The sequence below is a fragment of the Microbacterium shaanxiense genome, assembly GCF_054779995.1.
Genome location: NZ_BAAGXE010000003.1, coordinates 181,998 through 204,010, shown reverse-complemented (window position 1 = coordinate 204,010; position 22,013 = coordinate 181,998). Strand labels below are relative to the sequence as shown.

The 22,013-nt window shown below is 70.1% G+C and carries 16 protein-coding genes; 13 read left to right on the top strand and 3 right to left on the bottom strand.

Annotated elements, in window-relative coordinates; translation table 11 throughout:
* Positions 1-109 precede the first annotated feature (109 nt).
* Genes ACYVG2_RS10550 through ACYVG2_RS10535 form a run of 4 tightly spaced genes read left to right on the top strand, consistent with a single transcriptional unit; the run spans position 110 to position 4,399 of the window.
* Positions 110-1,381, top strand: a complete 1,272-nt coding sequence (locus tag ACYVG2_RS10550; RefSeq protein WP_460780926.1) for a hydroxymethylglutaryl-CoA reductase, degradative — start codon at positions 110-112, stop codon at positions 1,379-1,381.
* The gene (locus ACYVG2_RS10545; protein WP_460780925.1) at positions 1,378-2,358 is read left to right on the top strand and encodes a hydroxymethylglutaryl-CoA lyase; all 981 of its coding nucleotides are present in this window, start codon (positions 1,378-1,380) and stop codon (positions 2,356-2,358) included. Before ACYVG2_RS10550 ends, ACYVG2_RS10545 begins: the two co-directional genes overlap by 4 nt.
* Positions 2,355-3,584 carry a CaiB/BaiF CoA transferase family protein gene (locus tag ACYVG2_RS10540; RefSeq protein WP_460780924.1) on the top strand — a complete coding sequence of 410 codons (1,230 nt, stop codon included), beginning with the start codon at positions 2,355-2,357 and terminating at the stop codon, positions 3,582-3,584. Before ACYVG2_RS10545 ends, ACYVG2_RS10540 begins: the two co-directional genes overlap by 4 nt.
* Entirely contained in the window at positions 3,581-4,399 is an 819-nt protein-coding gene (locus ACYVG2_RS10535; RefSeq protein WP_460780923.1) for an FAS1-like dehydratase domain-containing protein, read from the top strand. The genes ACYVG2_RS10540 and ACYVG2_RS10535 overlap by 4 nt, the downstream gene beginning before the upstream one ends.
* Before the next feature lie 20 nt (positions 4,400-4,419).
* Here ACYVG2_RS10535 and ACYVG2_RS10530 read toward each other — a convergent pair whose 3' ends face one another.
* Positions 4,420-5,310, bottom strand: coding sequence for a LysR family transcriptional regulator (locus ACYVG2_RS10530; protein WP_460780922.1), 891 nt, complete (start codon positions 5,308-5,310; stop codon positions 4,420-4,422).
* 131 nt (positions 5,311-5,441) lie between these two features.
* On the opposite strand from ACYVG2_RS10530, the gene ACYVG2_RS10525 reads away from it, so the two are divergent.
* The 5 genes from ACYVG2_RS10525 to ACYVG2_RS10505 are packed head-to-tail and all read left to right on the top strand — an operon-like array spanning position 5,442 to position 13,667.
* Positions 5,442-8,891, top strand: a complete 3,450-nt coding sequence (locus ACYVG2_RS10525) for a bifunctional proline dehydrogenase/L-glutamate gamma-semialdehyde dehydrogenase (RefSeq protein WP_460780921.1) — start codon at positions 5,442-5,444, stop codon at positions 8,889-8,891.
* 11 nt (positions 8,892-8,902) lie between these two features.
* A complete protein-coding gene (locus ACYVG2_RS10520) occupies positions 8,903-9,538 on the top strand; it encodes an FMN-binding negative transcriptional regulator (RefSeq protein ID WP_460780920.1) in 636 nt (211 codons plus the stop codon).
* Positions 9,535-10,563 carry an ornithine cyclodeaminase gene (locus ACYVG2_RS10515; RefSeq protein WP_460780919.1) on the top strand — a complete coding sequence of 343 codons (1,029 nt, stop codon included), beginning with the start codon at positions 9,535-9,537 and terminating at the stop codon, positions 10,561-10,563. Before ACYVG2_RS10520 ends, ACYVG2_RS10515 begins: the two co-directional genes overlap by 4 nt.
* Positions 10,564-10,597: 34 nt before the next feature.
* Complete coding sequence (locus ACYVG2_RS10510; protein WP_460780918.1) at positions 10,598-12,073, top strand: amidohydrolase; 1,476 nt, start codon at positions 10,598-10,600, stop codon at positions 12,071-12,073.
* A 7-nt stretch (positions 12,074-12,080) separates the two neighbouring features.
* Positions 12,081-13,667, top strand: a complete 1,587-nt coding sequence (locus tag ACYVG2_RS10505; RefSeq protein ID WP_460780917.1) for an amidohydrolase — start codon at positions 12,081-12,083, stop codon at positions 13,665-13,667.
* A gap of 169 nt (positions 13,668-13,836) precedes the next feature.
* Here ACYVG2_RS10505 and ACYVG2_RS10500 read toward each other — a convergent pair whose 3' ends face one another.
* Together ACYVG2_RS10500 and ACYVG2_RS10495 are read right to left on the bottom strand one after the other, a co-directional pair.
* Complete coding sequence (locus ACYVG2_RS10500; RefSeq protein ID WP_460780916.1) at positions 13,837-14,976, bottom strand: CaiB/BaiF CoA transferase family protein; 1,140 nt, start codon at positions 14,974-14,976, stop codon at positions 13,837-13,839.
* A gap of 113 nt (positions 14,977-15,089) precedes the next feature.
* The gene (locus ACYVG2_RS10495) at positions 15,090-16,574 is read right to left on the bottom strand and encodes a PucR family transcriptional regulator (protein WP_448967326.1); all 1,485 of its coding nucleotides are present in this window, start codon (positions 16,572-16,574) and stop codon (positions 15,090-15,092) included.
* 73 nt (positions 16,575-16,647) lie between these two features.
* Between ACYVG2_RS10495 and ACYVG2_RS10490 the strand changes: the two genes are divergently transcribed.
* From ACYVG2_RS10490 to ACYVG2_RS10475, 4 genes are read left to right on the top strand one after another with little or no spacing between them, the layout of a single operon-like run.
* The gene (locus ACYVG2_RS10490) at positions 16,648-17,754 is read left to right on the top strand and encodes a DUF917 domain-containing protein (protein WP_448967325.1); all 1,107 of its coding nucleotides are present in this window, start codon (positions 16,648-16,650) and stop codon (positions 17,752-17,754) included.
* On the top strand, positions 17,751-19,325 hold the full coding sequence (locus tag ACYVG2_RS10485) for a hydantoinase/oxoprolinase N-terminal domain-containing protein (RefSeq protein WP_460780915.1): 1,575 nt from the start codon (positions 17,751-17,753) through the stop codon (positions 19,323-19,325). The genes ACYVG2_RS10490 and ACYVG2_RS10485 overlap by 4 nt, the downstream gene beginning before the upstream one ends.
* A gap of 57 nt (positions 19,326-19,382) precedes the next feature.
* Positions 19,383-20,975 carry an ABC transporter substrate-binding protein gene (locus tag ACYVG2_RS10480; RefSeq protein ID WP_460780914.1) on the top strand — a complete coding sequence of 531 codons (1,593 nt, stop codon included), beginning with the start codon at positions 19,383-19,385 and terminating at the stop codon, positions 20,973-20,975.
* A 10-nt stretch (positions 20,976-20,985) separates the two neighbouring features.
* Entirely contained in the window at positions 20,986-22,008 is a 1,023-nt protein-coding gene (locus ACYVG2_RS10475) for an ABC transporter permease (protein WP_448967322.1), read from the top strand.
* The last annotated feature ends 5 nt before the right edge of the window (positions 22,009-22,013 follow it).

Here is a 22,013-nt window from a genome sequence, read left to right as displayed (position 1 = left end):
GTCAGTGGTGGGCGACGTGCACATACAACCCCGGTGGCGGCGTTCGTAGTCTGACTTCGATGCGACCGGCGAATCTGCAGGCCCGCAGAGACTCACCGAGGAGAACCACGTGCCGATCAACAGCCGCATCTCAGGACTGCGCGATCATGCCCCCGCTGAGCGTCTCGCGCTCGTGGCCGAGGGTGCGGGCATCGATCAGTCCGATCTCGATGCGCTCCGCCAGGACGGCGGCCTGAGCGTCGCCCAGGCCGATCACATGATCGAGAACGTCGTCGGACTGCTCTCGATCCCGGTCGGCGTCGCGACGAACTTCACGATCGACGGCCGGGATCGGCTCATCCCGATGGCCACGGAGGAGCCCAGTGTGGTCGCGGCCGCCTCGAATGCGGCCCGCATCGCACGCGGCCACGGCGGCTTCACCACCTCGTACATGGGCGACGTCATGATCGCGCAGATCCAGGTGCTCGACTCCGTCGATCCGCACGGGTCGCGCTTCGCCCTCCTCGAGGCGAAGGACGAGCTGCTCGCGCTCGCCAACGAGCAGGATCCGATGCTGGTCTCGCTCGGCGGGGGAGCCTTCGACATCTCCGTGCGCGTGCTGCCCACCCGTGTCGGCATCCAGGTCATCCTGCACCTGCACGTCGACGTCCGCGACGCGATGGGAGCCAACGCCGTCAACACCATGGCCGAGGCCATCGCGCCGCGCATCGCGGAGATCGCCGGCAGCCGCACTCTGCTGCGCATCCTCACGAACAAGGCGGAGCTGCGCGTCACCCGCGCACGCGCGGTGTTCGACGCCGAACTCCTCGGCGGCGCGCAGGTGGTCGACGACATCGTCGCCGCGAGCGCCTTCGCCGAGGCCGACCCCTACCGTGCGGCCACGCACAACAAGGGCATCATGAACGGCATCACCGCCGTCGTGCTCGCCACCGGCAACGACACCAGGGCCGTCGAGTCAGGATGCCACTCGCACGCGGCGCGCAGCGGGCAGTACTCGGCGCTGTCGCAGTTCGAGAAGGATGCCGACGGCAACCTCGTCGGCACTCTCGAAGTGCCGCTCGCGGTCGGGCTCGTCGGTGGCGCGACCCGCGCGCACCCGACCGCGCAGGCCGCGGTGAGGATGCTCGGCGTCGAGACGGCCAGAGAGCTGGCGAGCATCATCGCCGCGGTCGGCCTCGCACAGAACCTCGCGGCGTGCCGCGCGCTCGCCGCCGAAGGCATCCAGCGCGGGCACATGACCCTGCACGCGCGCACGATCGCCGCGAGCGCCGGCGCAGAGGTCGATGAGATCGGCGCCGTCGCCGCGCGCATCGTGGCCGACCGTCGCATCAGGGTCGAGTACGCACGCGAGGTTCTGGCCGAACTGCGAGCCGCGCGATGAGCGCCCTTCCGTCGCCGCGCGTGCAGCCGGAGCCGGGCCTGCCCCAGCGGGTGACCGTGTACGAGGTCGGGCCCCGCGACGGGTTGCAGGCCGAGGCCGACATCATCCCCGCGGCCGTCAAGGCCGAGCTGTGCCGCCGGCTGTACGCGGCCGGCACCCGCGACCTCGAGATCACGAGCTTCGTACCGCCGGCGTGGATCCCCCAGCTCGCTGATGCGGCCGAGGTCGTGGCATCCGTCGACGTCCCGGCGGGAGCGCGCGCCGTCGCCCTCGTGCCGAATCTGAAGGGCCTGCAGCGGGCGATCGACTCCGGCATCCGCGAAGTCGCGGTCGTCGTCAGCGCCACCGAATCGTTCGCGAAGGCCAACCTGAACAACACGCGCACCGGTGCGATCGACCGGGCGATCGAGGTGGTCGCTGCTGCGACCGCCGACGGCATCCCGGTGCGAGGGTACGTCTCGATGGCGTTCGGCGACCCGTGGGAGGGCGAGGTCGACACCGACGTCGTCATCCGCACCGCTGCGGCGCTCCACGAGGCCGGTTGTCGCACCGTCGCACTCGGCGACACGATCGGCGTCGCCACCCCCGGTCTCACGACGCGCGTCGTCGAGCAGACCCTCGCCGCCGGCGTGCCCGTCGCCGCCCTGGCGCTGCACCTTCACGACACCTACGGCCAGTCGCTGGCGAACGTGCTCGCCGCTCTCCGCCTCGGCGTCGCCGAGTTCGACGCCTCGGTGGGCGGACTCGGCCGATGCCCGTACGCGAAGGGTGCGACCGGTAACCTCGCGACAGAGGATCTCGTATGGATGCTGCACGGACTCGGCATCGACACCGGGCTCGACCTCACGGCTCTCGCGGCGACGACGCTCTGGCTGTCGCGCGTGCGCGGCATCAAGGCGCCGTCGAACGTCGCCGCCGCACTCGCCGCAGCCGGAGCAGGCAAAGACACTCGCACCCAGGAGGCGACGAACGCATGATCGACACCACACTCCCCGCTCCCGGTTCACTCAAGGGCGTGACAGTGCTCGACCTGTCGCGCGTGCTCGCGGGCCCGTACGCCGCGCAGATGCTCGCAGATCTGGGCGCCACGGTGATAAAGATCGAGAACCCCCGTGACCCCGATGTGTCGCGCGGATTCCCGCCGTACCTGACCGACGGCGACGAGGAGTTCAGCGCCTATTACGCGCAGTACAACCGCGGCAAGCTCGGCGTCGGCCTCGACCTCGCGAAGGACGAGGGCAAGGAGGTCCTGAAGGACCTGGTGCGCAAGGCCGACATCCTCGTCGAGAACTTCCGCCCCGGCACCATGGACAAGCTCGGCGTCGGCTACGACGTGCTGCACGAGATCAATCCGAAGCTCGTGTACACGGCGATCTCCGGCTACGGCCAGACCGGCTCGCGCAGTCGCCGTCCCGCCTTCGACAACACGGCGCAGGCGGCCGGCGGGCTCTGGTCGATGAGCGGCTATCCTGGCCAGCCTCCGGTGCGCGTGGGCGTGACGATCGGCGACCTGTCCGCGACGCTGTTCGCCGTGATCGGCACGCTGGCTGCGCTCCGCCATGCAGAGGCGACCGGGCAGGGGCAGCTCGTCGACGTCGCCCAGGTCGACAGCATCATGGCGCTCACCGAGACCGCGGTGGTCGACTACACGGTCGACGGCAAGGTCGCTGAGCCCGCGGGCAACCAGCACTCCTGGGTCAAGCCCTACGAGCTGTTCGACTGCGCGGACGGGCAGGTGTTCTTCGGCGCCTACACCGACAAGCTCTGGAACGCGGCATGCGACCTGTTCGGCACCCCGGAGGTCAAGGACGACCCCGAGATCGACACGATGCGCAAGCGCCTCGACCCTGAGGTCTACGAGCGCAAGGTCAAGCCGATCGTGGTCGACTGGCTCGCCGGATACTCGAAGGCCGAGCTGGAGGACATGGCCGGCGACGTCGTGCCGCTGACGGCCATCAAGACGATCGGCGAGGTCGTCGATGATCCGGGCACCGCCGAACGGGACATGATCGTCGAGGCGGACTACGGCGACCTCGGGCGACTGCGCATGTTCGGGCAGCCCATCAAGTTGTCGGCGACGCCGGCGACGCCGGCGAGGACCGCCAACCGCCTCGCCGAGCACGCCGATCAGGTGCTGGCGGATCTCGCCGGGTACGACGAGGACCGCATCGCCGCGCTGCGGGCGGCGGGAGTGCTGCCGTGAGCGTCGTGCGCACCGAGCGCATCGCCGCCGAGAAGGCGGAGGCGTACCGCGGCACGTTCGCCGCGGCGGAGGAGCCGCGCGACGACGGCGCCGCGCTGCCGCCCGCATGGGAGGGCGTGTACTTCCCGTTCACCGCTGCCCTGGCCGATCTGCGCCCGGACGGGACCCCGGCGCGTGACGGGGTGGTGCCGGAGATCGACCTGCCGCGCCGCATGTACGCGGGGGAGACGACCGAGTTCGTCCGGCCCATCGCGTTCGGTGACGACGTGACGCAGTTCACGAGCCTGGGCAGTGTTGTGGAGAAGACCGGATCGAGCGGCCGGCTCTCATTCGTCGACATCGAACGCGAGTACCGGATCGGCGATGAGGTCGCGATCCGCAGCGTGTGGCACGACGTCTTCCTCGACAACGCCGATCCGGATGCGCCGGTGCGGCCGGCGAAGAAGGATCCGGACGCCGCGGCATCCGCCGACTGGATCGACGAGGTCACCCTCGACGCCCGGCAGCTGTTCCGCTTCTCCGCGTTGACGTTCAACACGCACCTCATCCACTACGACCGTGCGTGGGCGCGTGAGGTGGAAGGACTGGCGGACCTTCTCGTGCACGGTCCGCTCACGCGCATCCTGCTGATGGATGCCGCGCGGCGGCATGCTCCCGACCGTCTCGCCCGCACGCTGAACGTGCGCGCGATCGCGCCGGTGCTGGTCGACCGCGTGCTCCGTCTGGCCGGACGCACCCGGGGCGCCGTCACGACCGTCACCGCGCTGGACGCCGACGACACGGTGCTCGCCGTGGCCGAGGTCGCCTGGGTGTGATGTCGTCGATGTGCCGAGCCTCAGCGCGGCCGATGCGCGATCAGCGCGTCGGCCAATGCCGCGAGCACGGCGCCGACTGCGGCACCGTCGCGCGACGACGAGCGCGTCGCGGCGAAGATCTCGCGCACAGGGCTCCCCGGCAGCTCGAGCAGTCGCACCGAGGAGCGATCGCCCGTCCAGATCAGATCGGGCAGCATGGCGGCTGCGTGCCCGGCGGCGGCCAGACGGGCGTGAGCGGTGAGGTCGGTCGACTCGAACCGCACGTCCGGTTCGAACCCCGCCGCCCGGCACTGCTGCACGGCCCACTGCCGCACGGCGGCGCCCTGCGGCTCCATCGCCCACGCCGCATCGCGCAGGTCGGCCAGCGCGGTCGCGGGGGAATCGGGCGGGACGACGAGGCGCACCGGGTCGCGTCCGAGCAGGGTGCGCTCGATCCCGGGATGGAGCTCTCTCGTGTAACCGGGGTACTGCTCGGCGACGACGAGATCGAAGGCGTGCGCCTGCAGCTCGAACAGGCCCTCCTCCGGCGGCATCTCGACCATCTCGAGCCGGAGCCGCGGCTCGCGCTCGGCCAGCAGGGTGAGCGCGGCCGGCACGAGAGCCTCCGCCGCGGTCGGCATCACGGCGATCCTCACCACGGCAGCGGCGTCCTGCGAGACCGAGAGCTCGGCGCGGGCCGACTCGTCGAGCTCGAGAGCCCGTGCGGCGTGCGCCGCCAGCAGCCGCCCCTGCGCCGTCAGACGCACGCGGCGACCATCCGGTTCGAGCAGTGCGACTCCGGCTTCGCGCTCCAGCAGGGCGAGCTGCTGGGACACCGTCGACGGGCTGTACGAGAGTGCGCGGGCGACGTCGGAGATCGTGCCGCGCAGCGCGAGTTCGTGCAGGAGGCGCAGTCTTCTCAGTTCGAACATCGCCCGGCTCCTATTCATCATCAAATCCGAATGATACCCATCGTAAATGCTCGCTTTTCACGAATGGAAGCGGGGCTCCACACTGAGAGCAGGTCGCGCGGCTCCGCCGCGCTCTCGAGTGAGGAAGCACGATGACCCAGACCACTGACGCCGCCACCGGCCACGCCGAGATCGCGGAACTCGCCGACGATGCGATCGCCCTGGTGCAGCGCTGGCTCGTGGAGAGCCGCGAGGTGCCGACAGACACGTCGGCGGCGCGCCTCGCGGGTGTGCTCAGCGATCCGAACGGCCTCGACTTCACGGTCGGCTTCGTCGACGGCGTCGTCCGTCCCGAAGACCTGAAGGTCGCCGCACGCAACCTGCACGACCTGGTGCCGCTGACCCCGAAGTTCCTGCCCGCCGCGCTGCGGGGCCTGATCGGCCTCGGCGGGGCGCTCGCTCCCGCGTTCCCCGGAATCGTCGTGCCGATCAGCCGCCGCGTGCTGCGCGGCATGGTGCGGCACCTGATCGTCGACGCGACCGACGCCAAGCTCGGCAAGGCGATCCGCCGCATCCGTTCCGACGACGGCGTGCATCTGAACATCAATCTCCTCGGCGAGGCGATCCTCGGCGAGGAGGAGGCGGCGCGGCGCCTGGCCGGTACCCGGCGCCTCCTTGAGCGCGACGACGTCGACTACGTCTCGATCAAGGTGTCGTCCACGGTCGCACCGCACAGCCCCTGGGCGTTCGACGAGGCCGTCGAGCATGCGGCGGAGGCGCTCATCCCGCTGTTCCGGATCGCCGCTGCCAGAGGCGGGAAGTTCATCAACCTCGACATGGAGGAGTTCAAGGACCTCGACCTGACGATCGCGGTCTTCACCTCGATCCTCGACCGCGAGGAGTTCCGCGGTCTCGAGGCCGGCATCGTGCTGCAGGCGTACCTGCCGGATGCGCTCGGAGCCATGATCCGGCTGCAGGAGTGGTCCGCGGTGCGCGTCGCCGATGGCGGTGCTCCGATCAAGGTGCGGGTCGTGAAGGGTGCCAACCTGCCCATGGAGCGGGTGGATGCCGAGACCCACGACTGGCCGCTCGCCACCTGGGACAGCAAGCAGGCGTCTGACGCGTCGTACAAGGCCGTGCTCGACTACGCGCTGCGTCCTGAGCATGTGAAGAACGTGCGCATCGGCATCGCCGGCCACAACCTGTTCGACATCGCGCTCGCCTGGTTGCTGGCCGGGCGCCGCGAGGTCACCGGCGGCATCGAGTTCGAGATGCTGCTGGGCATGGCCACCGCCCAGGCATCGGTCGTGCGCCGCACCGTCGGTTCGCTGCTGCTGTACACGCCGGTCGTGCACCCGGCGGAGTTCGACGTCGCCATCGCGTATCTGATCCGCCGGCTCGAAGAGGGCGCGTCGACAGACAACTTCATGTCGGCCGTGTTCGAGCTCGACGATGAGCCCGCACTGTTCGCACGTGAGCGCGATCGGTTCCTGGCGTCGATCCGGTCGATGCCCACCGACGTCCCCGCGTCCAACCGCACGCAGGACCGCACAGCCGAGCAGCCGGCGGCCGCGCGCGACTCGTTCACGAACACCCCCGACACCGATCCGAGCCTGGCAGCCAACCGCGCCTGGGGCGACGCCATCCGCTCACGCATGCAGTCGTCCACGCTCGGCGACGAGACGGTCAGGGCGAACACGCTGGCGGACGCCGATGCATTGGAGAAGGTCATCTCCACAGCAGTCGCGGCCGGTGAGAGCTGGCGCGCGCTCGGCGCCGCCGGCCGGGCGGAGATCCTGCACCGCGCCGGCGACATCCTTCAGGCGCGTCGCGCAGAGCTGCTCGAGGTCATGGGATCGGAGTGCGGCAAGGTGCTCGAGCAGGGCGACCCAGAGGTCTCGGAGGCTATCGACTTCGCGCACTACTACGCGGAGAGCGCGAAGCGCATCGAGAGCATCGAAGGCGCCGTCCACAAGCCGGTCGGCCTCACCGTCGTGACGCCGCCGTGGAACTTCCCGGTGGCCATCCCCGCCGGCTCCACGCTGTCCGCGCTCGCCGCCGGTTCGCCCGTGATCATCAAGCCCGCTCGTCAGGCGCGTCGCTCCGGCGCCGTCATGATCGAGGCGTTGTGGGAGGCCGGCGTGCCGCGGGACGTGCTGCAGTACGTGCAGCTCGACGGCCGCGAACTCGGCACGCAGCTCATCAGCAGCCCCGCGGTCGAGCGCGTGATCCTCACCGGCGGATACGAGACGGCCGAACTGTTCCGCAGCTTCCGCCCCGATCTCCCGCTGCTCGCGGAGACGAGCGGCAAGAACGCCATCATCGTCACGCCGAGCGCCGATCTCGACCTCGCCGCGAAGGACGTCGCCTACTCCGCGTTCGGGCACGCGGGCCAGAAGTGCTCCGCGGCCTCGCTCGTGATCCTCGTCGGCTCCGTCGCGCGCAGCGAGCGGTTCCGCCGCCAGCTCGTCGACGCGGTCGGCTCGTACCGCGTGGGCCGGCCGTGGGAGGGCTCGACGCGCATCGGTCCGCTCATCGGACCGGCCGAGGGCAAGCTCCTGCACGCGCTCACCACGCTCGAGCCGGGCGAGAGCTGGATCGTCGAACCCGAGAAGCTCGACGACGAGGGTGCACTGTGGCGTCCTGGCATCCGTGAGGGCGTCGCGTCAGGAAGCCCGTTCCACCTCACCGAGTACTTCGGCCCCGTGCTGGGCGTCATGACTGCCGGGTCGCTCGAGGAGGCGACCGCCATGGTCAACGCGATCGACTACGGGCTCACCAGCGGGCTGCACTCGCTCGACGACGATGAGATCGCGCAGTGGCTCGCGAGCGTGCAGGCCGGAAACCTCTACGTCAATCGCGGCACAACGGGCGCCATCGTGCAGCGGCAGCCGTTCGGCGGGTGGAAGAAGGCCGCGGTGGGCGCTGGCACCAAGGCCGGAGGACCGAGCTACCTGATCGGGCTCTCCGATTGGGAGGACGCCCCGGTCACCGCCGAGGCGCCGAAGGACGCCGTCTCCCGTGCGTCGCTCGACGCCCTCGGAGACCACAAGGCTGCGGCCTGGCTGCAGGGCGCCCTCTCGACCGATGCCGCCGCCTGGCAGGACGAGTTCGGCGCCGTGCGCGACGTGACCGCCCTGACCACAGAGCAGAACGCGCTGCGCTACGACGTCGTGCCCGTCACGATCCGTCTGGAGCAGGCGAGCGACGCCGAGGCCGTGCGAGTGATCGCCGCCGGCGTCCGCGCCGGCGGGCGCGTCAACGTCAGCACGGCATCCGCGCTTCCCGCCTCGATCACGCGATGGGCTGAGGGCGCCGGCATCGTCGTCGCCGTCGAGGACGCCTCCGCATGGGACGCACGCGCGGCACGTCTCGCCTCGAGCGGCGGCGGCCGCATCCGCCTCGTCGGCGGGGATGCTGCGGCCACCGCTGCGGCGACGGGCGGCTCGCCCGCTGTCGCCGTGTACGCGGGGCCCGTGCTCTCCGCAGGCAGGATCGAGCTGCTCCCGTTCCTGCGCGAGCAGGCCGTGTCGATCTCGTCGCACCGCTTCGGCACCCCGCACCGTCACGACATCGCCGCGCTCGTCGCGCACCCCGCCTGAGGAGATCACCGATGAGGCCCAACCCCGACTACGCGCTCGACGACGTCGAGGCGATCCGCGAGCTCATCCGTGAGAACCCGTGGGCGAGCATCGTCAGCTTCGTGCCGGGCAGGGGCCTCATCGCCTCGCACTACCCGATCCTGCTCGACGACGAGGCCGACGGCATCGTGCTGCTCAGCCACGTCGGCCGCCCAGACGAGCGGCTGCACGAGCTCGGCGGACATGAGGCGATGGTGATCATCTACGGTCCCCAGGGGTACGTCTCGCCGAGCTGGTACGACGCATCACCTGCCGTGCCGACCTGGAACTTCGTGGTCGCGCACCTGTACGGCACGCCGGAGGTCCTCTCCGATGAGGAGAACCTGCGCGTGCTGGAGCGTCTCGTCGAGCATTTCGAGGATCCGCTGCCTGAGCCGTATCTGATGAACAGGACTCTGGAGAACGCCGACTACGCGGCACGCATCGTGCACGGCACCGTCGGTTTCCGCATGAGGGTCACCCGCTTCGAAGCGAAGGACAAGATGAGCCAGGACAAGCCCGCAGAGGTCGTCAGCCGCGTGATCGACGCGCTCGGCGAACCGGGACCGTACCGCAACCCCGCCCTCGCGGCCCGCATGGCCGCCGTTCACCAGGAGGTGCAGGCGTGACCGCGTTCGTCGGCGTCGCCGACATGGTGCGCTGGATCGCTCAGCACGGCGCGGCCGAGATCATGGCCGGCATGGCGGATGCCGTCGAGGAGGACTTCCGCCGATGGGAGTCGTTCGACAAGTCGGCCAGGGTGGCCAGCCACACGCCGTTCGGCGTGATCGAGCTGATGCCGATCAGCGACCCGGACCTCTACGCGTTCAAGTATGTCAACGGGCACCCGTTCAACCCGGCGCGCGGTTACCAGACGGTCACGGCGTTCGGCGTGCTCGCCGACGTGCACAACGGGTACCCGGTGTTCCTCGCCGAGATGACCGTTCTGACGGCGCTGCGCACTGCGGCGACCTCGGCGATGGTCGCCCGCCACCTCGCCAGGGAGGACTCGCAGGTGATGGCGATGATCGGCGCGGGCAGCCAGGCCGAGTTCCAGGCGATGGCGTTCCGCGCGGTGCTGGGCATCGAGCGACTGCGCATCTTCGACGTCGACCCCGCTGCGACCGCCAAATTCGTCCGCAATCTGGGCTCACGAGGCTTCGACATCACGGTGTGCTCCTCGGCATCCGAGGCGGCGGCAGGTGCTGACATCGTCACCACCTGCACGGCCGACAAGGCCGTGGCGCAAGTGCTGACAGACGCCGATGTCGCGCCCGGCATGCACATCAACACGATCGGGGGAGACTGCCCCGGCAAGACCGAGCTCGACCCGCGCATCCTCGAGCGGGGGCCCGTGTTCGTCGAGTACCCGCCGCAGACCAGGATCGAGGGTGAGATCCAGAACGTCGCCGCCGACTTCCCCGTGACCGAGTTCTGGAAGGTGCTCGGCGGCACGGCGGCCGGGCGCACCTCACCCGAGCAGGTCACCATCTTCGACTCCGTCGGCTTCGCGATCGAGGATTTCTCCGCGCTGCGGTATCTGCGAGAGAGTGTCGCGGGTACATCGCTCGCTCACGAGATCGATCTCGTGGCCGCGCCGGAGGATCCGAAGGATCTGTTCGGGTTCACCACCGCTCCCGTGCCCGTCGCCTGATCGAACCCGCCTGATCGCCCAGAATCGGAGAACCATGTCACTCACCCTCCTCGGTGCACGCGCCTTCGGCGGGGATCCCGTCGACATCGTCGTCCGTGACGGTCTGATCGCGGAGATCGCCGCCGCGGGCACGCTCTCCGGAGAGGGCGCCGCCGCCGAGGGTGAGATCGTCGACGTGTCCGGACGCTGGATCGGGCCGGGCATGTGGGATTCGCACGTGCACTTCACCCAGCATGTGATCCGGCGCAGCCGGGTCGATCTCACCGGCACGACCAGTGCGGAAGACGTCCTCGCCACGGCGCGCCGGGCGCTCGACACTGGCCACCCGCTGCTGAACGGCATGCTCATGGGCTACGGCTTCCGCGACGGGCTGTGGGACGAGCCCGCGTCCCTCGCCGCGATCGAGGCGGCGATTCCGGAAGTGCCGGTCATCCTCGTCAGCGGCGACCTGCACTGCGGCTGGATGAACCGCGCCGCCGCGGCGCGGCTGGGCGTCGAGTTGGACGAGACCGGCCTGCTGCGGGAAGGACCGTGGATCGAGCTGCATCACTCGCTCGACCAGACCGATGCCCTGCCGCTGTCCGTGTACCGCGAAGCGGCGGATGCCGCTGCATCCCGCGGCGTCGTCGGGGTCGTCGAGTTCGAGAGCGCCGACAACGTCACCGGATGGCGCGCGCGCGTGGAGGGCGGGATCACCAGCCTGCGGGTGGAGGCGGCCGTCTGGCCCGACCGGCTCGAACAGGTCATCACGGACGGCTGGCGCACTGGCGACCCGATCGACGCTCAGGGCCTGGTGCGCTTCGGCCGGCTCAAGGTCGTCGTCGACGGATCGCTCAACACGCGCACCGCGTGGTGCTGGGATCCGTACCCGGGCATGGACCCGTCGCATCCGCTCGCATGCGGCATGGAGAGCGTGCCGATCTCCGAGCTGCGGGCACTGCTCGAGCGTGCGCGCGATGCCGGGATCGACGCCGCCGTCCACGCGATCGGCGACCGGGCGAACAGCGAGGTGCTGGACACGTTCGCCGCGCTCGGCATGCCGGGGGTGATCGAGCACGCCCAGCTGGTGCGTGAGGACGACTTCGCGCGCTTCGCCGAGCTGGGCCTCGTCGCGAGCGTGCAGCCGGAGCACGCCATGGACGACCGCGACGTCGCCGATCATCACTGGGCGGGTCGCACCGACCGCGCGTTCGCGTTCGGCTCGCTGCACCGCGCCGGAGCCGAGCTGCGGCTCGGCTCGGACGCCCCTGTCGCACCCCTGGATCCATGGATCTCGATCAGTGCGGCCACCGCGCGCAGCAGGGGCGAGCGCGAAGCGTGGCACCCGGAGCAGCAGGTACCGATGGACGTCGCGCTCGCGGCATCCGCGCGCTCGACGCTCGAGGTCGGGCAGCCCGCCGATCTCGTGATCACCGATCTCGACCCGTACGCGGCAGGTCGTGACGAGCTGCGCGACATGCCGGTCGCTGCCACGCTGCTGGGCGGACGTTTCACTTGGCGCACGATCTGAAGGACGGATGACGATGGAGCAGCTCTTCACGAACGCGAAGGTGTTCACAGGAACGGGGGAGGACGACTTCTCCTCGGCCTTCCGCATCAGGGACGGCGTCTTCGAGTGGGTAGGGGATGCCGCCGAGATCGAAGGGCAGGATGCCGTCGACCTCGGCGGTCGCACCGTGCTCCCCGGCCTCATCGACAGTCACACCCACCCTGCGCTGATGGCGGGCACCGCCGCGGCGGCCGAGTGCTTCCCGCCGGCGGTGACCTCAGTCGACGGACTGGTCGACGTCATGCGCGCGCACGCGCAGACCGTGACCGCTGAGGGCGCGTGGATCCTGGGCCGCGGCTTCGACGACACGAAGTTCCCCGATCAGCGCATGCCGACGGCCGCCGACCTCGACAGGGTGTCGACCGACCGACCCGTCCTGGTCTGGCGCTGCGACGCGCACTCCGCGGTGTGCAACTCGAAGGCCCTCGAGGTCGCGGGCATCACGGCGGACACACCGGACCCCGTCGGGGCGCGGTTCGAGCGCCATCCTGACGGATCTCCCGACGGTGTGCTCACCGAGATCGCGGCCGTGGGGCATGTGGCGGCGTTCATCCCCGCTCCGAGCCGGGACGAGCAGATCGATGCGCTGATCGCGCTCGGCGAGGAGCTGGCATCGCGCGGCATCGTCGCCGTATGCGATCTGCTCTCCAGCCGTCTCGCCGACCCGCTCGCCACGTTCCGCGCCGCGGCCGAGCGCGGCCTCGGGCTCAGGGTCGCCCTGTACCCGGGGTGGGATCCGGAGCAGCCTCTCGCCGATCTCGGCGACGACGACCGCGACGGACGGATCCGCATCGCCGGTGTCAAGGTCGTGCTCGACGGGGCGTACTCGAACCGCACGGCATGGGTGCATGAGCCCTACCCTGACTCGTGCGATCACGGCCTGCGCCTGGTCGCAGACGAAGACGTGCGTGCGGCGGCGGACTGGGCGCGTCGCAACGGCGTGCAGCTGGCCGTGCACGCGATGGGCGATCAGGCGCTCGACCGTGTCGTCGAGCTGTTCGCCGACGACGAGCCCTGGCTCACCGGCATCCCCTCCGTGCGCATCGAGCACGCGACGATCGTGAGCGACGACTACGTTCGCAGGCTTCGCGACGCCCGCATGAGCTTCGGCATCGCCACGCACACGGTGTTCTTCTTCGCCGAGTACGACGGCTACGAGAAGGCGCTGCGCGCCGAGCAGGTTCCTGATGCCTATCCCATCGCGCGGCTGTACGCCGGCGTCGAGGCGCTCGCGCTGTCGTCGGATCGGCCGGCCACGGCATGGAGCGGAGCGGACGACGTCATGCTCTCGGTGGAGGCCGCGGTGCGCCGGCGCACCTACAACGGCGTCGACTTCGGCGCGGCGGCGGCGATCACGGTCGCACAGGCGCTGATGCTGTACACCGGCAGGGCGCGGATGCTGTCGCCGCTCGAGAAGGTGGGGGAGATCACGCCCGGGTTCGACGGTAGCTTCGCCGTGCTCGATCGCGACGTGTTCACCGTGCCGGCCGAGGAGATCTCCGACGTGCGCGTCGCGGAGACGTGGATCCGTGGGGAGCGGGTGTTCGCACGCTGAGGTGAGCGGGACGCGCTCCCCGTCCCCGACCTCCTGTCGTCGACGCCCCCTCCCGTCGTCCACGCCCCCTCTGGGATGCGTGGATAACAGGGGGCGCGGACGAGAAACGGGGGCGCGGATGCTGGATCACGCGGATGCTGGACCACGCGCGGGAGCCAGCCTCGCGGAGTCAGCCGAGGAGCTCCGCGTTGTGCTCGCCGAGCCGCGGTGCGCGGCCGAGCGTCGCGGTGCTGTTCGTGCCGAGAGCGGAGCGGGCGATGAGCACCCCGTCCTCCTCGATCATCATGCCCATCGCGGTGGCCTGGGCGCCGATGGCCGCCTCATCCGCACGGCGCACGCGGGCGATCAGCACGCGGTGCCGTTGCAGACGCTCGGCGATCTCGTCGACCGTGAGACGCGCCAGGCGCTCAGCGAGCACGGCCTCGAGCGCGTCGCGGTCACGCACTCGCCCCTCATTGCGCCGCCACTGCTCGCGGCCGAGTTCGTCCTCCATGTCCAGTGCAGTGGCGAGGCGGGCGAACATGGGATCGTTGGTCGCTCCGAGCACGGCATGGCCGTCGGCGGCGGCGAAGGCGCGGTACGGCACGATCGACGGGTGCCCGCTGCCCAGAGGCCGAGGCGCCGGTCCGCCCGCCGAGGCGCTCGCGATCACGGTGCCGAGCGACGACAGCGCCGTCGCGAACAGCGAGACCTCGATACGGCGCCCTCGGCCGGTACGGGTGCGCTCCAGGAGCGCTGCGAGCACGCCGTTGATCATCGACATGCCGGTGGCGATGTCGACCATGGCGACGCCGGAGCGCACGGGCCCGCTGTCCTCGTATCCGGTCAATTGCATGAGACCGGACTCGGCTTCGACGGTCACCGCCGTCCCCGGCTCCGCCCACATGGGGCCTGCGGGGGAGAAGCCGCTGATCGACGCATAGATCAGATCGGGGAAGCGCTCGGTCAGCGCGTCGGGCCCGACGCCGAGTCGCTCCGCCACACCGGGGCGGAAGCTCTCGACGACGACATCGGCGTCGGCGATCAGCGCGATCGCCTTCTCCCGATCCCCGTCGACGGTGAGATCGAGCGCGACGCTGCGCTTGCCGCGGTTGATCGCGTGGAAGTAGGCGCTGTCCTCGCCCACGAAGGGCGGACCCCATGCGCGGGTGTCGTCCCCGGCATCCGGCTTCTCGATCTTGATCACGTCGGCGCCGAGCTCCGCGAGCGTCATGGTCGCGTAGGGGCCGGCGAGCAGCCGGGTGAAGTCGATGACGCGGATGCCGCGCAGCGGCTGGAACGTCGCCGAAGCGGTCGCATCTTCTGCCATGCCGGTCACGCTACCGACTCCGATGGGGCCGGATCATGGGCGAACGGCACATGTCCTGATGCTGGCACTGGTCGGCGGACCCATGCGCGTGCCGTGACGCGTTCCCGCTCCGTTCACCGGGGCACCGCGGCGAGCAGCCGCACGCGGCACGCCAGCTCGACGGCGAAGCGCACATCAGGATCGTCCAGGTCGACGTCGAGCCGCTCCCGGATCTGCCGCATCCGGTAGCCGACGCCGTTCGGATGCAGCATGAGCTCCTGGCCTGCATGCACGAGCGAGCTGTCATGCGCGAGATACGACAGCAGCGTGCGCACGGCCGTGAGTGCGCGCTCCTGGCCGAGCGCGTCGAGCGGGCGGAGGATGTCGTGCAGCAGATCCCTGCTGATCGGAGACGCGTACACGTCCAGCAGCACGCGTCGCAGTCCGGTGACGTCCGTGAGCTCCACCCCGCCCAGGCGTCCGGCCGCGATCGCCGATTCCGCGGCGATCCGGGCCTCCGCGGCCGACTGTCGCACCCCGATCGCGCCGAGTTGCGGCGTGCCGAGGCCCAGCGTGTACGCCCACCCCGGCCCGCTGAGCAGATGCGCCTGCTCCTGGATGCGCATGGCCACCTCGCGTACGCGCCGCTGATGATCGGGGGCGCCGTGCTCCTCGGTGCACACGAGCATGAGGTCGTCCTGCAGGAAGGCGAGGTGCCACATCTCCTCGCGCGATTCGACGAGCTGCAGTGCGAAGAGCTCGAGCGCCGGCTGCACGGTCCGCGGCGCGCGGGCGTGCGGATCCGCTGCGCTGGTCGGCGCCAGCCAGGCGGCGACGTGCGACTGCTGCAGCGGCAGCCCCAGCCGTGCCGCCTGCCCGACGAACCCCTCGACACGGGACGATTCCGCCAGGACCAGTTCGATCAGCAGGTCGGCGCGGGACTGGGTGGAGGCGTAGCGGTCACGGGTGCTGCGCTGCACCGCGCGCGACAGCAGCGCAGCGATCACGGGCACAGCGACCCCTGTCGCGGCATCCGGAGACGACGCGACGACCCGACCGATCGGCACCTCGCCGATGCACACGGCATCGCTCTCGGACCACGAGGCGGAAGCGTCCTCGACGAGTTCGACGCGGATGCCGAGGGCCGCCGATGCCGCCTCGAGGATCGTCTCGATCGTGGCGTCGCCGGATGCCGCGACCGCCGTGGCCCGCTCCACGGCCAGCGCTCCGCGCATCATCGCCTCGGATGCGCCGCCCGCGATCGCCCTGTCGATCGCCTTGGCGAGGTCGGCGGGCTTCATACCCGGAGCCGCGAAGACCGGGACGCCCGCCCGGCCGGCGAGGACGGCGGCCGTCTCGGGCAGGACGAGATCGGAGGCGAAGACGACACCGGCGAGACGCCTGGCGCTCGCCTGGCGCAGCGCGACGTCGATGCGGAACGGAGGGGGCTGCTCCTCGCCGGTGATGATGACGAGCGTCCCGGCCGCGACGGTCCCCAGCGCATCCACGGCGATGAGGTCCACGCGTTCGATCGCGCGGTCGTCGGCGGGGCCGGCTCGATGGCTGAGCCCCAGGCGCTCGGCGTCCGTTCGAAGGTCTTCGATCGAGTACTGTGCCATCGCCACAGTCTGACAGGAATCACTGGATGCTCAAGACATTGTCGACCCGCAACGCCCTCCGTACGGTGGGGACATGGCTCAGACATCCCCCGCTTCGCACGTCGCGGAACGCATCACCGAGGTCACCGCGGACGACATCGCCGCCCTCGGCATCGGCACCGCGATCTTCGGCACCGGCGGAGGCGGCGAGGTGTACGGCGCGCAGACCATGGTCGAACGCGAGCTCACCACGCACGGACCCGTCCGTCTGGTGAGCGTGGACGAGCTCGGACCCGACGACGTCGTGATGCTCATGTCCGGCATCGGGGCGCCGACCGTCGGCATCGAGATGCTGTCGTCCAAGGGGCAGATCCACGCCCTCCTCGAGGAGGCGGAGCGCCTTCTCGGTCGTCCGGTCACAACGCTCATGGCAGCCGAGATCGGCGGCAGCAACGGCGTCCGTCCGATCGGCTGGGCGGCCCAGCTGGGGCTGCAGGTGCTGGATGCCGACGGCATGGGCCGCGCGTTCCCCGATGCGGCGATGGTGGCGATGAACGCCGCGGGCGTGCACTGCGACTGGGCGGTGCAGAGCGACGTCGTCGGCAACATCACGGTCATGAAGACCGTCGACCTGCACTGGCTCGAGCGCCACGCGAGGGCGCTCACGGTGGCGAGCGGATCGATCTGCATCGGAGCCCACTACCCGATGACGGCGGAGACCGTGCGCGGTGCTGTGATCGAAGGCACTGTGAGTGCCGCGATCAGGGTGGGGCATGCGCTCCTGAACGCGTCCGACCCCGTGTCGGCCATCGCCGCCGAGCTCGATGCCAGGGTGCTGATGAGCGGGAAGATCACGGATCTCGATCGTCGCACCGTCGGCGGCTTCGTCCGCGGATCGGTCACGATCTCCGGCATCGGAGAGGACCGCGGCCGACTGCAGCGACTGGAGCTGCAGAACGAGAACCTGCTGGTCCTGGAGGACGGCGAGGTGCTCGTCAGCGTGCCGGATCTCATCACCATCATCGACACGGAGACCGGGCACGCGATCACGACCGAGATGCTCCGCTTCGGTCAGCGGGTCTCGGTGCTCGCGTGGCCGTGCGATCCGGTGTGGCGCACACCGCGCGGCCTCGAACTCGCCGGTCCCGCAGCATTCGGCTACGACCTCCCCTACATCCCTTTCGAAGGAGCAGCCCGATGACCGCCCGTGACCTCGCACTCGGCGTCGATGTCGGCGGAACCAACACAGACGCCGTCATCCTCGACGGCCTCGGCACCGTCATCGCCCACACGAAGCGGCCGACGACGGATGACGTCACCGGCGGCATCCGTGCGGGCATCGCCGACGTGCTGGCCTCGATCGGTCCCGACCGCAGCCGTGTCTCCCGCGTGATGCTCGGGACCACGCACGCCACGAACGCGATCGTCCAACGACGAGGGCTGGACAGGGTCGCGATGATCCGGCTCGGCGCGCCGGCCGCGACGGAGTTCCCGCCGCTCACCGGCTGGCCGCAGGACCTCGCGGGGATCGTGCTCGCCGGCTCCGCGATGCTCGGCGGCGGCCACATGGTCGACGGCACGCCGATCTCGCCGCTGGATCGCGACGGCATCCGCCGATTCGTCGACGGCCTGGACGCCTTCGACGCGATCGCTGTTGCGGGGATCTTCAGCCCCTCCTCTCCCGAGCAGGAGCTCGAGGTCGCTGAGCTGCTGCGCGGCCACCTCGGCCAGGACACCCGTGTGTTCCTGAGCCAGGACATCGGGCCGACGGGACTTCTCGAACGGGAGAACGCCACGGTTCTCAACGCCGCGCTGTACAGTGTCGCGCTCGCCGTCACCGACGCCCTCGTCACCGTCGTGGCCGAGGAGGGGCTGGACGCGCAGACGTTCTTCGCCCAGAACGACGGCACGCTCATGTCGCTCGACTACGCCGCCCAGTACCCGGTGCTGACGATCGGCTCGGGGCCCGCGAACTCCATCCGCGGTGCGGCGTACCTCTCCGGGCACGACAACGCGATCGTCGTCGACGTGGGCGGCACGACCAGCGATCTCGGCGTCGTCGTCGGCGGATTCCCCCGCGAATCGACGCTGCCCCGTGAGATCGGCGGCGTGCGCACGAACTTCCGGATGCCGGACGTGCTGTCGGTCGGCATCGGCGGCGGCACGGTGGTCGACGTGGTCAGCGGGCGGGTCGGACCGGAGTCGGTGGGCTACCGGATCGACCGTGAGGGTCTGCTGTTCGGCGGTTCGACGCCGACGCTGACGGATGCCGCGGCGATCGCCGGCAGCCCCGTGGCCGGACGCCGGCTTCCGGCGTTGCCCTCCGCGACGGCCTCGGCCCTCAGAGACGCGCTCGCGGTGGTCACCGACCGGCTGGATGCCGCCGTCGAGCGGCTCTCGCTCGGGCGGGCCGACATCCCTCTCGTCGTGGTCGGCGGCGGCGGATTCCTCGTTCCCGATCGGCTCCCCAGCGCCGGTGAGATCCTGCGCCCTGATCACGGCGGCGTCGCGAACGCCGTGGGCGCGGCCATCTCGCTCGCCGGAGGGCGGGCGGATCAGATGGCGCCGATGGGGGACCGCGAATCGGCGATCGAGCAGGCGTCCGAGGCCGCGATCGCCAAGGCCATCCAGGCCGGAGCCGATCCGCTCGATGTGTCGATCGTCGAGATCCTCGAGACCCACGTGCCCTACACGGCGCAACCGACCGTCAACGTGTCCGTGAAGGCCGCAGGCCCGCTCGCCCGACTCACAGCCGGAGCCGTCTCCGGCTGACACCTCAGCCCTGCACCAGCACTACCCGATGAACATCACCCGAAAGAGGAGATTGCAATGAAACGCAGTATCGCAGTACCGGCCGGAGCCGGACTCGTCGTCCTCGCCATGACACTGGCGTCATGCTCGGGTTCCGCAGGCGGCCAAGGGTCGCCGGAGGGAGACTACGTCTCCGGCGGGACCTTCACGCACGCGGTCTTCCCCGAGGTCGGCAGCATCATCCCGATGAGCGCCACCCAGCCGCAGGAGATCCAGGTCATCACGTACGCGTACGAGACCCTGATCTACACGGATGCGGAGGGCGAGGAGACGCCCTGGCTCGCCGAGTCCTGGGAGCTCGGCGACGACGGCAAGTCCGTGACGTTCGAGCTCAAGGACGGCGTCACGTTCCACGACGGCACCGAGTTCACCGCTGAGGTCGCCGCTGCGAACATCAACTTCCACGCCGACCCGGCGAACACCACGGTGCTCGCCGACGTCCTGCCCGAAGGCCTTCGGGCCACCGGCAGCGGCTCGACGCTCGAGGTCGCGGCGACAGCGTCCGACCCGTTCATGGCGAGCATCATCGGCAGCATCAAGATGGTCGCGGAAGCCGGGCTCGAGAACCCGGCGAGTCTCGAGGAGGGCTCGAACGGCACCGGCCTCTACGAGCTCACCGACGTGAAGGCGGACCGCTACGTCTTCGAGGCCAGGGACGACTACACGTGGGGGCCGGACGACGTCACCTCCGAGACCGAGGGGCTGCCGGACACTCTCGAGGTCAGCGTCGTGACCGACACGTCCACCCGTGCGAACCTGCTGCTCTCCGGCGAGCTCAACGCGGCTGCCGTCGAGGGGCCGGATCAGGACCGCATCGAAGGCGCCGGTCACGAATTCGCCGGGATCATCAACCCCATCGGCCAGATGCTCTTCAACGAACGCCCTGATCGTCCCACGCACGACCCGCTGGTCCGCGAGGCCCTGGTCCTCGGTTTCAACCACGAGGACACGGCCGAGGTCGTCAGCGGCGGGCGTCCCGTCGATCTCACCTCATGGATCACCGATTCCCCGTTCACCTGCTTCAACGAGGAGCCGGTCTGGGATCGCCCGGCGTCCGACCCGGAACGCGCGGCCGAGCTCCTCGATGAGGCGGGATGGGCCGAGGGCTCGGACGGTCTGCGCAGCAAGGACGGCGAACCGCTGACCATCAACTTCATCTACGACGCCACGTCCACCGCTCACGCATCGGCTGCCGAGCTGGTCGCCGAGGACTGGGAAGAGCTGGGCATCACGACCGAACTGATCGCGATGGACGGTGCAGGCTGGTCGGAGTACCTCTACGAGACCTTCGACTACGACACGGGCTGGATCCAGATCGGTGTCGGAAGCCCCGTCACGCAGGACCTCTTCTACGGCGGCGCGTTCCCCGAGGAGGGCGGCCTGAACTTCATGGGCGTCGACGACGAGGAGTACAACGCGATCGCCGATCAGGCCCGCGCAGCATCCGACGCCGAAGAGGCGTGCGGATACTGGGAGCAGGCGGAGAAGGTGGTGGTGGAGAAGTTCCACACGCTGCTGCTGACCGGCACGATCCGCCCGACCTACATGTCCGGTGCGGAGTTCGAGATCACCGACTACCTTCAGCCGGTCACGATCCGCATGACCGAGTGAGCGGCAGGCGATGACCACGACACAGCCCCGACAGGGCGCACCCGCCACCGGCCGGCTGCTGCAACTGCGAGAGATGCAGCAGCGGCGCTCGCCGCGCGCCGACTTCGCCATCCGGCGGATCGGCCGGTTGATCGTCAGTCTGCTGGTCGTGGTCCTCGCCGCCTTCTTCCTCATCCACTTCGTGCCTGGCGACCCGGTCAGGGCGGCGCTGGGGCCCACGGCCCCCGCCGGCCTGGTCGAGAGCACCAGGGCCGAGCTGGGTCTGGACAAGCCGATCCCGCAGCAGCTGATGGACTACCTCGCGGCGCTGCTGCAGGGCGACCTCGGCACCTCCATACAGTCGGGTCTCTCGGTCACCGGCACGATCGCATCGCGCTTCCCGACGACCCTGAGCCTCGCCGCCCTGGGATTCATCGTCGCCGTGATCGGTGCGCTGCCGATCGGCATGGGGGCGGCGCTGCTGGCTCGCACCGGTCGCGGTCGTTCCCTCAACAGCGGGGTCTCCGGACTGCTGGGCATCCTCATCGCGGTGCCCGACTTCCTGCTCTCGGTCGGCCTGATCGCCCTGTTCAGCATGTGGCTGGGCCTGTTCCCTCCCGCCGGATGGGGTGCAGCGCAGAACGCCGTGCTCCCCGTGCTCGGCCTCGCGCTCGGTCCGATGGCGTATCTCGCACGGATCGTGCAGGTGGAGATGATCAAGGTCCTCGACTCGACGTACATCGCCACGGCCAGGGCCAAGCGCCTGCCGCAGCGACTGATCCTGCTGCGCCATGCGCTGCCGAACATCATCACGGCGACCCTGACGGTGGGAGGACTCCTGCTGTCCGGGCTCGTCGCCGGCACCGTGATCATCGAGACCGTGTTCGCGATCCCGGGAACGGGCAGCACACTGGTCTCCGCCGTCGGGACGAAGGACTATCCGATGGTGCAGGGCATGGTGCTCGTCTACGCGGCCATGGTCCTCGCCGTGAACCTCGTCGTCGATCTGATCCTCATCACGATCGATCCGCGCACCACGATCGCAGAAGGGTGAGTGCG